The organism is Halioglobus sp. HI00S01, assembly GCF_001635445.1.
Lineage (GTDB): Bacteria > Pseudomonadota > Gammaproteobacteria > Pseudomonadales > Halieaceae > Halioglobus > Halioglobus japonicus.
In genome coordinates this window covers 1-217 of the sequence record NZ_LWEE01000222.1, presented here as the reverse complement: position 1 = coordinate 217, position 217 = coordinate 1, and the positions used below count along the sequence as shown (strand labels likewise).

Below are 217 nucleotides of genomic sequence, written 5' to 3'. Positions count from 1 at the left end.
GGTAGACATTACCACCACCTCTATGGGCGAATTGATGCACCGCAATCCGAAAACCGCAGCGCCAGGCATACTCGCCGCGGAAGCCATGAAGACCATGGAAGAATCGGAAATTACCTCGCTGATCATTACCGACTACAACAGCCGGGAGATTCGCGGTGTCCTCCATCTCATGCACCTTCTGCATGCGGGAATAGCCTAATGATCCACACAGAAATCG

The 217-nt window shown here is 53.0% G+C and carries 1 protein-coding gene; it reads left to right on the top strand.

Annotated elements, in window-relative coordinates; genetic code table 11:
* Positions 1-199, top strand: a 199-nt coding sequence (locus tag A3709_RS22760; RefSeq protein ID WP_156507826.1) for a CBS domain-containing protein, incomplete at its 5' end; no start/stop codon positions are given.
* Positions 200-217: the final 18 nt, after the last annotated feature.